This window comes from Stenotrophomonas sp. 3diitr2024, assembly GCF_042136455.1.
Taxonomy (GTDB): domain Bacteria; phylum Pseudomonadota; class Gammaproteobacteria; order Xanthomonadales; family Xanthomonadaceae; genus Stenotrophomonas; species Stenotrophomonas sepilia.
Map to the genome: position 1 here is coordinate 1 of NZ_JBHHMJ010000782.1, position 10,198 is coordinate 10,198.

The window sequence follows — 10,198 nt, forward strand, 5'->3', positions numbered from 1 at the left end:
GCGCCGGCGCCGGCGCGGCCGGCGTCGATCCAGACCGTGTCCAGGCTGGCCGGCAACGCGAACGGGTCGATGCCCGGCACCCGCGCTGCCTGCACCTGCACGCTGGGCAGGGCGGTCGGTGCGGGCCCGGCCACGGCCGCCCAGGGCGACAGCAGGAGGATGGACAACGGCAGGCAATGGCGACGTGCGGCGGGATTCATGATTCAGGTTGATGGATCAGGCGGCAACGCACGCCATGGTACGGGGCTACGGATGACGACGGCGGCGGCCAGCCCCGGCAGGCTTTGTTACGATGGGCTGTTTCCGGCTGCAAGGCCGCAGACCGCGTAGCGCACTTCCTCCCCCTTTCCGTCTACCGAACGAGTACCGCCGTGTCCTTCTTTGCAAACGTGGAACTGGTCCCAGGCGACCCGATCCTGGGCCTGACCGAGGCGTACAACGCCGACAGCCGCCCGACCAAGGTCAACCTGGGTGTGGGCATCTACTACGACGAGAGCGGCCGCATCCCGCTGCTGCGCGCCGTCAAGCAGATCGAGCAGCAGCTTGCCGCTGACGCCAAACCGCGCGGCTACCTGCCGATCGATGGCCTGCCGGCATACACGCAGGCCACGCGAGAGCTGGTGTTCGGCAAGGACTCGCCGCTGCTGGCCGCCGGCCGCGTCACCACCGCACAGACCGTCGGTGGCAGCGGTGCGCTGCGCGTCGGCGCCGACGTGCTGAAGAAGCTGCTGCCGCACGCCACCGTGGCGCTGAGCAACCCGAGCTGGGAGAACCACCGTGCGGTGTTCAGCGCGGCCGGTTTCGAGGTGCTGGATTACACCTATTTCGATCCGGCCAGCCATGGCGTCGACTTCAACGGCATGCTGGCCGACCTCGGCAAGCTGGAAGCCGGCACCGTAGTGCTGCTGCACGCCTGCTGCCACAACCCCACCGGTGCCGACCTCACGGTCAGCCAGTGGAAGCAGGTCGCGCAACTGCTGAAGGACAAGCAGCTGTTCCCCTTCATCGACATGGCCTACCAGGGCTTCGACAAGGGCATCGAGCAGGATGGCGCCGCCGTGCGCATCATCGCCGAAGCCGGCATCGACAGCTTCATCGTCGCCAACTCGTACTCCAAGTCGTTCTCGCTGTATGGCGAGCGCGTGGGTGCGTTGTCGATGGTGGCGCCGACCGCTGCTGACGCCAAGGCCGTGCAGTCGCAGGTCAAGCGTGTGATCCGCACCATCTACTCCAGCCCGTCCACCCACGGTGCCGCGCTGGTGGCCGGCGTGCTGACCAACCCGGAACTGCGCGCGATGTGGGAGCAGGAGCTGACCGAGATGCGCGAGCGCATCCACGCCCTGCGCCAGGGCCTGGTCGAAAAGCTGGCCGCTGCCGGTGCGCCGCAGTTCGGCTTCATCAACGAACAGGCTGGCATGTTCTCCTACTCGGGCCTGAGCCGTGAGCAGGTCGAACGCCTGCGCGACGAGTTCGGCATCTACGCCGTCGGCACCGGCCGCATCTGCGTGGCCGCGCTGAACCAGAACAACCTGGAATACGTCGCCAAGGCCGTGGCCACCGTCGCCAAGGGCTGAAGCAACGCACCAGTGGTTTGACAACAAAGGCGCCGAAAGGCGCCTTTGTTTTTGCTTCTGCTTTGCCTCTGCCTTTGCCACACCCTCCGCGCTCGCGGCGAACCCTGAAGCGCAGGGCGAGGTACACCGTGGCCAGGACCGTGAGGCGCATGGATGCGCCGACCGAGCCCCCATGGATGGGTTTACGGCGTGTCCTGCAAGCCCACACCGCCGCGCCATCCCACGGATACCCCGCTGTTGCGGTTGCTTCGGCGGTTGCTGTTGCTTGTGCTCTGGCCTCTGCGGGTGCCGGGCGCCGCCCGGCTGACGTCCGCCACTTGCGGTGGCAGCGACGGCCCACTAGCCTTCGGCCGTCGTTCACCACCCAAGGACCGCCCGTGAAACACCGTCATCTCCTGCTGGCCTCGGCAATCGCCGCCGCCACGCTGGCCCTGGCCGCCTGCAAGAAGGAAGCTGCCCCAGGCACCGATACCGCCAGCAGCAGCGCTCCGGCCGGTGAAACCGCCGACCAGTTCGTGGCCCGCATCAATGCCGAATTCAAGGCCGCTTACCCGGAGATGACCTCGGCGCAGTGGCTGTCCTCCACCTACATCAACGGTGATTCGGAACGCATTGCGGCCAAAGCCAACGAGCGTTCGCTCACCCAGCTCAACAGCTGGATCGAACAGGCCGCCAAGTTCGACGGCAAGCCGATGAGCGAGGACAGCAAGCGCGCGATCCACCTGCTGAAGCTGATGTCGTCGATGCCGGCGCCGCGCGACCCGGCCAAGCTGGCCGAGCTGACCCAGATCGCCACCCGCATGGAAGGCAGCTACGGTGCCGGCAAGTACTGCACCGACGCCAACGATCCCAACTCCTGCCGCCAGCTGGGCGAGCTGGAACAGGTGCTGGCACGCAGCCGCGATTACGACAAGCAGCTCGACGCCTGGCAGGGCTGGCACAGCACCACCAAGAGCATGCGCGGCGACTACCAGAAGTTCGTCGGCCTGGTGAACGAAGGTGCCAAGGGCATGGGCTTCACCGACGCCGGCCAGATGTGGCGCAGCGGCTACGACATGCCGCCGGAGCAGATCGGCCCGGAAACCGATCGCCTGTGGGAACAGGTCAAGCCGATGTACGAGCAGCTGCACTGCTACGCACGCGGCAAGCTGGACAAGACCTACGGCAAGGACAAGGCCGAAGTGGGCAACGGCCTGATCGCCGCGCACCTGCTCGGCAACATGTGGCAGCAGGACTGGTCGAACCTGTGGGACCAGCTGGAACCCTACCCCGGCGCCGGCAGCCTGGACATCACCGCGGCACTGGAAAAGCAGTACCAGACCAACCTGAGCGCGGCGCTGGCCAAGGCCGGCAAGGACGCCAACGTGGCCGCCCAGTACAAGGCGCAGCGTGAGGCCGAACTGCGTACCGCCAAGCAGATGACCGAGCGCGCGCAGGACTTCTACGTGTCGCTGGGCATGCCGTCGCTGCCTCAGTCCTATTGGGAAAAGACCCAGTTCATCAAGCCTGACGACCGCGACGTGGTCTGCCACGCCAGCGCCTGGGACATGAACATGGAAGGCGATGTGCGCACCAAGATGTGCATCAAGCCGAACGAAGAGAACTTCACCACCATCTACCACGAGCTGGGCCACATCTATTACGACCTGGCCTACAACCCGCTGCCGCCGCTGTTCCAGGGCGGTGCCAACGATGGCTTCCATGAGGCGATCGGCGACACCATCGTGCTGGCGATGACGCCCAAGTACCTCAGCTCGATCGGCCTGGTCGATGCACCGACCGAGAGCCGCGAAGCGGTCATCAACAACCAGATGCGCATGGCGCTGTCGGGCGTGTCGTTCCTGCCGTTCGGGCTGATGATCGACCGCTGGCGCTGGGGCGTGTTCGATGGTTCGATCACCGCCGACAACTACAACAAGGCGTGGTGGGACTTGAAGGCCAAGTACCAGGGCGTGGCCCCGGCCAGCACCCGTGGCGAAGAATTCTTCGATCCGGGCGCGAAGTACCACGTGCCGGGCAACACCCCGTACACCCGCTACTTCCTGGCCCGCATCCTGCAGTTCCAGTTCTACAAGGGCCTGTGCGATGCAGCCGGCTACAAGGGCCCGCTGCACGAGTGCACCTTCTACGGCAACAAGGAAGCCGGCCAGAAATACTGGGCGATGCTGAGCAAGGGTGCCAGCCAGCCGTGGCAGGCCACGCTGAAGGAGCTGACCGGCACCGACAAGCTCGATGCCGGCCCGATGATCGAGTACTTCACTCCGGTCAACGAGTGGCTGAAGCAGCAGAACGAAGGCCAGATGTGTGGCTGGCAGGCCAACGCCGCCCCGGCGGCGAAATGAGAAAAGGGGCGGGTCCGCAAGGATCCGCCCCTTCTTCGTGTTGTAGAGCCGGGCCATGCTCGGCTGCGTTTCCACCGTGCTGCGCACGGCAAGCCGAGCACGGCTCGGCTCTACAGATTGGGCGCGATCAGCTGTCCTTCTTCGCCGCCATCGCCGCGGCCAGTTCCGCCTTGAATTCCTCGAAGGTCTGGCCCTTCTCTTTCGCTTCGGCGTGCGCGGCATCGCGCAGCGCATCGGAGTACATCAGGCGCACCGGCGTGCCGTTGCGCTCGTGCAGTTCACCGGCCTGCATGATCAGCGCCAGTACCTGTGCGGCGGAGTCACTGTGGCCGGCGATACGGCCGTCCATGCCCAGCACCCATTCGCCGTCGCGGCGCACGACACCGGCCAGCAGGGTGCGCTGCGCGTCGCGCAGTTCGGCATGCGGCTCCACCGGCGAGGCCTTGGCAGCGGCCTTGTTGGCGGCCTGCTTTTCCTGGCGACGGCGCTGGTCGCGGCGGGTCTTGGAGCTGGTGGACATGGTGCAATACCGCTGCGAGGGGGGGCGCAAGGATAGCGCACCCCACCCGCCACGCCGCTTCACAGCCCCTCAATCCAGCACTTTGCCGTGCCGCCAGTAGCCCATGAAGGTGATCGCGCGGCGGTCCAGCCCGCAGTCGCGGACCAGATGGCGACGGATCGCCATCACCGCCCCCGCCTCGCCTGCCACCCAGGCATACAGCGGCCCGGCCACGCTGGCATCGGCCTGTTCCCAGAGGATCTGCGCGTCAACGTCGATCTCTTCCAGTTCGTCGCCAGCGGCCACGCTCGAGGCGGCTGCCAGCCGCGCCTGCACCGCCTGCAACAGCGGCGCCCCGTACGCCGCGCGCCCGCGCGGCAGCCAGACCAGTTCGGCGGTAGCCGGTGCCTTCAGCGGCACCGCGTCGCCGGCCTGCGCCACTTCCAGCAAGGCCAGCGTACGCGGAGGATCCACCATGGCCGCCAGTTCCTCAAGAATGCCAGCCACCGCCGGTAACGCGGTTTCATCGGCCACCAGCAGCACCTGGCCGACGCCGGCCGGCGGCCTCCATTCCCAACCTTCGCTGCTGTCGGCGCAGTCGGCATCGGGAGCCAGCAACACCACACGGTCGCCGGGGCGTGCATGGATGGCCCAGCGTGAGGCCGGCCCGGTCTCGCCATGCAGCACGAAATCAACATCGACCTCGCCCAGCTCTGCACGCAGCTGGCGGATGGTGTAGGTGCGCATCGGCGGGCGCTGATCGTCCGGCAGCGCCCGGTAGCGCGGATACCAGTCCGCGCCGCAGGGCACCTGCGGCAGGTCCTGGCCAGGCAAGGGGAAGAACACCTTGATGCGCTGGTCCGGGCCTTCGGTCTTCATCCGCGCCACGTCGGCGCCGGTGAACACCATGCGATCCAGGGAAGGGGAAAGAACGCGGCGCTCCTTCAGCGCCACCTCGAACAGGCGATAGGTCTGCTGCGCAGCCATTTGGGGGAAACCTCATGCAACGACATCGGATCGGCTGGCTGTCGTGCATCCACGCACCGGCTGGCTGGAGTGCCCAGCCTAGTCCGGCCGTTCCCTGCCGCAAGTGTTTCGGGCGTCGTGGCCCGCCCTACCCCTGCGCGCTGCTCAGTGACCCGTGCAGGCTGCCTGCGCCGCACGCTCGCGCTGGTGTTCCCAGTACCAGAACACGAAACCGGCGCCGAAGAACGCCGCCTGGCCCAGTGCCAGGTGCAGCGGGCTACCGCTCAGCAGTGGTGACACCACGCCGGCCACCACGGTGCTGATCATCAGCTGCACAAAGGCCTGCAGCGACGAGGCCAGGCCGCGCTGATGCGGGTACATGTCCAGTACCGCCAGCGCCAGGATCGGGAAGATCAGCGCCATGCCCATGCCCCCCAGGAAGATCGGCAGTACCGCCCATGGCAGTACGAACTGTGGCGACAGCACCACGTAGCCAACGTTCAACAGCACCGACAATGCGCACAGGCCGAAACCAATGGAGACCTGGCGGGTGGGCGTGGTGTGCCCGGCCATGCGCCCGGACAGGAATGAGCCGGTGGTCATGCCGCCGATGGTCGGGATGAACAACCAGGCAAACCCGCCCTCGCCCAGGTGCAGGTGCTGCATCACGAACACCGGCGCCGAGGAGATGTACAGGAAGATTCCACCAAAGCCGATGCTGCCGGCCAGCGCCAGGCGCAGGAAGCGTGGATTGAAACCGATGCGCACGTAATCACGCATCAACGCGCGCGGTGACAACGGCACGCGCGCTTCGACCGGATGGGTCTCGGGCAGGTAGCGTGCAGTGGCCGCCAGCAGGACCAGCCCGAACACCACCAGGAACCAGAAGATCAGCGGCCATCCCGCGCCACTGAGCAGGATCCAGCCACCGATGATCGGCGCGATGGCCGGGGCGATGCCGAACAGCATGGACACCTGGCTCATCAGCCGCTGCGCGTCATGGCCGTGGTACAGGTCGCGGATCACCGCGCGGCCGACGATCATGCCGACACCCGCCGACAGGCCCTGCAGCGCGCGGAAGGCCAGCAGCGTGGTCAGGTCGGTGGACAGTGCGCAGCCCACCGAGGCGCCGACGAACACCACCAGTCCACCGAGGATCACCCGCTTGCGGCCCCAGGCGTCGGACAGCGGGCCGTGCGCCAGGCTCATCAGGCCGTAGAACAGCAGGTACACGCTGATGGTCTGCTGCACCGCCACCTCGTCCACCGCCAGGCGCCGGGCCAGTTGCGGGAAGGCCGGGAAGATGGTGTCGATCGAGAACGGGCCGAACATGGCCAGGCCGGCAAGCAGCAGGGCCATGCGGCGGGTGGAGGGAGCAACAGCGGCGGTCATGGGAAAGGCGTCCGGCAGGGCCATGCGTGGCACGCACGGCGGGCGCCGGTCCCCGTCTGCAGGGAGGGCGCCAGATGAATTCGGGTATCTGGCCATCATAGGTGGGGATTGCGCCTGATGCCATGCAGCGATGCACAAAACGCACGTCCGGGCCATCGGCCATTCAGGCGCAGCGGCCAGGCCCGTAGACGGCCAGCGGGCCCGCAACGGGCTATAATCGGCGGGCAACACGGTGGGAGAAGCGGAACACCGCTGCCGAAGGCGCAACGCCCGTAATCGCTCAGGCCCGATACCACCCGTAACAGAACTCTGGAGAGACCGGTTCGATCCGGCGCCGAAGGGGCACGAAGCTGCGGTCCGCCGCGCTTTTAAACTCTCAGGCAAAAGGACAGAGGGGCGCCCCGCAGACCGCCGACCGGCGGCTTGTGCCCGTGCGTGTGCCCTTTCCTGACGGATCCTTCGCCATGTCCCAGAACACCCCTTCCCTGCGTGAGCTCGAGCACCACAATGCGTTCGTCGAGCGCCACATCGGCCCCAACGATGCCGAGATCGCGCAGATGCTCGACGTCGTCGGCCACGCGTCGCTGGATGCGTTGACCGATGCCATCGTGCCGGCCAAGATCAAGTCGCCGGCGCCGCTGGCGCTGCCGGAGTCGATGACCGAAGTGCAGGCACTGGCGAAGATCCGCGCGATCGCCGACAAGAACACCGTGCTGCGCAGCTTCATCGGCCAGGGCTACTACGGTACCCACACCCCGAACGTGATCCTGCGCAACATCCTGGAAAACCCGGCCTGGTACACCGCCTACACCCCGTACCAGGCCGAGATCTCGCAGGGCCGCATGGAAGCGCTGATCAACTTCCAGACCCTGTGCGCCGACCTCACCGGCATGGAGATCGCCAACGCCTCGCTGCTGGACGAAGCCACCGCCGCCGCTGAAGCGATGACCCTGGCCAAGCGTTCGGCCAAGTCGAAGTCGGACACCTTCTTCGTGCACGACGCCGTGCACCCGCAGACCCTGGAACTGCTGCGTACCCGCGCTGAACCGATGGGTATCGTGCTGCGCGTCGGCACCCCGGCCGAAGCACTGGAAGCGGAAGCCTTCGGCCTGCTGCTGCAGTACCCGGACACCTTCGGCCAGATCGGCGATTACAAGGCCCTGGTCGAGGCCGTGCACGCACGCGGCGGCCTGGTGGCCGTGGCCACCGACCTGCTGGCGCTGACCCTGCTGGCCGCACCGGGCGAATGGGGCGCGGACATCGTGGTCGGCAACAGCCAGCGTTTCGGCGTGCCGTTCGGCTTCGGCGGCCCGCACGCCGCGTTCATGGCCTGCCGTGACGCCTACAAGCGCTCGATGCCGGGCCGCCTGATCGGCGTTTCGGTCGATGCCCAGGGCAACCCGGCCTACCGCCTGACCCTGCAGACCCGCGAGCAGCACATCCGCCGCGAGAAGGCCACCTCCAACATCTGTACCGCACAGGTGCTGCTGGCGGTGATGGCCTCGATGTATGCGGTCTACCATGGTCCGGAAGGCCTGACCCGCATCGCCCGGCGCACCCACCGCCTGGCCTCGATCCTGGCTGCGGCACTGCGCAACGCCGGCGTGCAGGTCGGTGGCGACTTCTTCGACACCCTGCACATCACCGGCGTGCATGCCGATGAGATCCACGCCAAGGCACGCGCCGCCGGCTACAACCTTCGCGCGATCGACAGCGACTCGGTCGGCATCAGCCTGGACGAGACCGCCACCCGCGCCGACGTGGTCGCGCTGGCCGCCGTGTTCGGCGCGCAGGCTGACGTCGAGGCGCTGGACGCCAGCACCGCCGACGCGCTGCCGGCGGGCCTGCTGCGCCAGTCCGCGTTCCTGACCCACCCGGTGTTCAACACCCACCACAGCGAGCACGAACTGCTGCGCTACCTGCGTTCGCTGGCCGACAAGGACCTGGCGATGGACCGCACGATGATCCCGCTGGGTTCGTGCACCATGAAGCTCAACGCCACCGCCGAGATGATCCCGGTGACCTGGCCGGAGTTCTCGCAGATCCACCCGCTGGTGCCGGCCGACCAGGCGCTGGGCTACAAGGAACTGATCGACACGCTGGAAGCGATGCTGGTCGAATGCACCGGCTACGACGCGGTCAGCCTACAGCCGAACTCCGGCGCGCAGGGCGAGTACGCCGGCCTGCTGGCGATCCGTGCCTACCACCGCTCGCGCGGCGAAGGCCACCGCGACATCTGCCTGATCCCGGACTCGGCGCACGGCACCAACCCGGCCTCGGCGCAGATGTGCGGCATGAAGGTCGTGGTGACCAAGACCGATGCCAACGGCAACGTCGACGTCGAGGACATCCGCCTCAACGCCGAGAAGTACAGCGACCGCCTGGCCGCGATCATGATGACCTACCCGTCCACGCACGGCGTGTTCGAGGAAGAGGTGGTCGAGATCTGCGAGATCATCCACAAGCACGGCGGCCAGGTGTACACCGACGGCGCCAACATGAACGCCCTGGTCGGCGTGGCCAAGCCGGGCAAGTGGGGTTCGGACGTTTCGCACCTGAACCTGCACAAGACCTTCTGCATCCCGCACGGCGGTGGTGGCCCGGGCGTGGGCCCGTGCGCGGTCAAGGAGCACCTGGCCCCGTTCCTGCCGGGCAAGCTGGGTGACAACGGCCCGGTCGGCATGGTCAGCGCGGCCAGCTTCGGCAGTGCTTCGATCCTGCCGATCAGCTGGATGTACATCGCGATGATGGGCCGCGAAGGCCTGCGCAAGGCCACCCAGGTCGCGCAGCTCAACGCCAACTACATTGCCAAGCGCCTGGCTCCGCACTTCAAGACCCTGTACACCGGCCGTAACGGCCTGGTGGCGCACGAGTGCATCCTGGACGTGCGCCCGCTGGAGAAGACCAGCGGCATCGGTGCCGAGGACGTCGCCAAGCGCCTGATCGACTTCGGCTTCCACGCCCCGACCCTGAGCTTCCCGGTGGCCGGCACGCTGATGGTCGAGCCAACCGAGAGCGAGTCGCTGCACGAGCTGGACCGTTTCATCAACGCGATGATCCAGATCCGAGAGGAAATCAGCGCGATCGAAGACGGTCGCCTGGACCGCGAGGACAACCCGCTGAAGAACGCCCCGCACACCGCCACCGCGGTGACCGCCAGCGAGTGGACCCACGCCTATCCGCGTGAACTGGCCGCCTTCCCGCTGGCCAGCCTGAAGCAGAGCAAGTACTGGCCGCCGGTGGCACGCGTCGACAACGTGTACGGTGACAAGAACGTGATGTGCGCCTGCATCCCGGTCGATGCCTACAAGGATGATGAAGTCGAGGCTTGATTCCTCACTGCATCGATAAAGAAAACGGCCCGCGCAAGCGGGCCGTTTTCATGAGGGCGTGTGGACCAGGGTCCACACCCACAATTACCCGAT

Annotated in this window: 7 protein-coding genes and 1 riboswitch; of the genes, 3 read left to right on the forward strand and 4 right to left on the reverse strand. The window is 67.0% G+C overall.

The window, feature by feature from the left end:
* Window positions 1–200, reverse strand: a 200-nt coding sequence (locus tag ABGA94_RS20575) for a hypothetical protein (RefSeq protein ID WP_375368001.1), incomplete at its 3' end; no start/stop codon positions are given.
* Between the two features lie 171 nt (window positions 201–371).
* Here ABGA94_RS20575 and ABGA94_RS20580 point away from each other — a divergent pair.
* On the forward strand, window positions 372–1,574 hold the full coding sequence (locus ABGA94_RS20580) for an amino acid aminotransferase (RefSeq protein WP_053496721.1): 1,203 nt from the start codon (window positions 372–374) through the stop codon (window positions 1,572–1,574).
* 377 nt (window positions 1,575–1,951) lie between these two features.
* The gene (locus tag ABGA94_RS20585) at window positions 1,952–3,916 is read left to right on the forward strand and encodes a M2 family metallopeptidase (RefSeq protein WP_065196923.1); all 1,965 of its coding nucleotides are present in this window, start codon (window positions 1,952–1,954) and stop codon (window positions 3,914–3,916) included.
* A 127-nt stretch (window positions 3,917–4,043) separates the two neighbouring features.
* On the opposite strand, the gene ABGA94_RS20590 is transcribed toward ABGA94_RS20585, so the two are convergent.
* The 3 genes from ABGA94_RS20590 to ABGA94_RS20600 all read right to left on the reverse strand — a co-directional run bounded on the left by ABGA94_RS20590 (window position 4,044) and on the right by ABGA94_RS20600 (window position 6,773).
* On the reverse strand, window positions 4,044–4,436 hold the full coding sequence (locus ABGA94_RS20590) for a hypothetical protein (protein ID WP_065196924.1): 393 nt from the start codon (window positions 4,434–4,436) through the stop codon (window positions 4,044–4,046).
* 69 nt (window positions 4,437–4,505) lie between these two features.
* Entirely contained in the window at window positions 4,506–5,402 is an 897-nt protein-coding gene (locus ABGA94_RS20595; protein ID WP_111128975.1) for a siderophore-interacting protein, read from the reverse strand.
* A 144-nt stretch (window positions 5,403–5,546) separates the two neighbouring features.
* Complete coding sequence (locus ABGA94_RS20600; protein WP_053500685.1) at window positions 5,547–6,773, reverse strand: multidrug effflux MFS transporter; 1,227 nt, start codon at window positions 6,771–6,773, stop codon at window positions 5,547–5,549.
* Between the two features lie 299 nt (window positions 6,774–7,072).
* Window positions 7,073–7,175: riboswitch (glycine riboswitch) on the forward strand.
* Window positions 7,176–7,237: 62 nt separating this feature from the next.
* On the opposite strand from ABGA94_RS20600, the gene gcvP reads away from it, so the two are divergent.
* Window positions 7,238–10,105 carry an aminomethyl-transferring glycine dehydrogenase gene (gene gcvP / locus ABGA94_RS20605; RefSeq protein WP_338167993.1) on the forward strand — a complete coding sequence of 956 codons (2,868 nt, stop codon included), beginning with the start codon at window positions 7,238–7,240 and terminating at the stop codon, window positions 10,103–10,105.
* Window positions 10,106–10,198 lie beyond the last annotated feature (93 nt).

Excerpts from the sequence above, each read along its gene's own strand:
- ABGA94_RS20600 (WP_053500685.1), bottom strand. The coding sequence starts at position 6,773 with ATGACCGCCGCTGTTGCTCCCTCCACCCGCCGCATGGCCCTGCTGCTT.
- gcvP (WP_338167993.1), top strand. The coding sequence starts at position 7,238 with ATGTCCCAGAACACCCCTTCCCTGCGTGAGCTCGAGCACCACAATGCG.
- ABGA94_RS20590 (WP_065196924.1), bottom strand. The coding sequence starts at position 4,436 with ATGTCCACCAGCTCCAAGACCCGCCGCGACCAGCGCCGTCGCCAGGAA.
- ABGA94_RS20595 (WP_111128975.1), bottom strand. The coding sequence starts at position 5,402 with ATGGCTGCGCAGCAGACCTATCGCCTGTTCGAGGTGGCGCTGAAGGAG.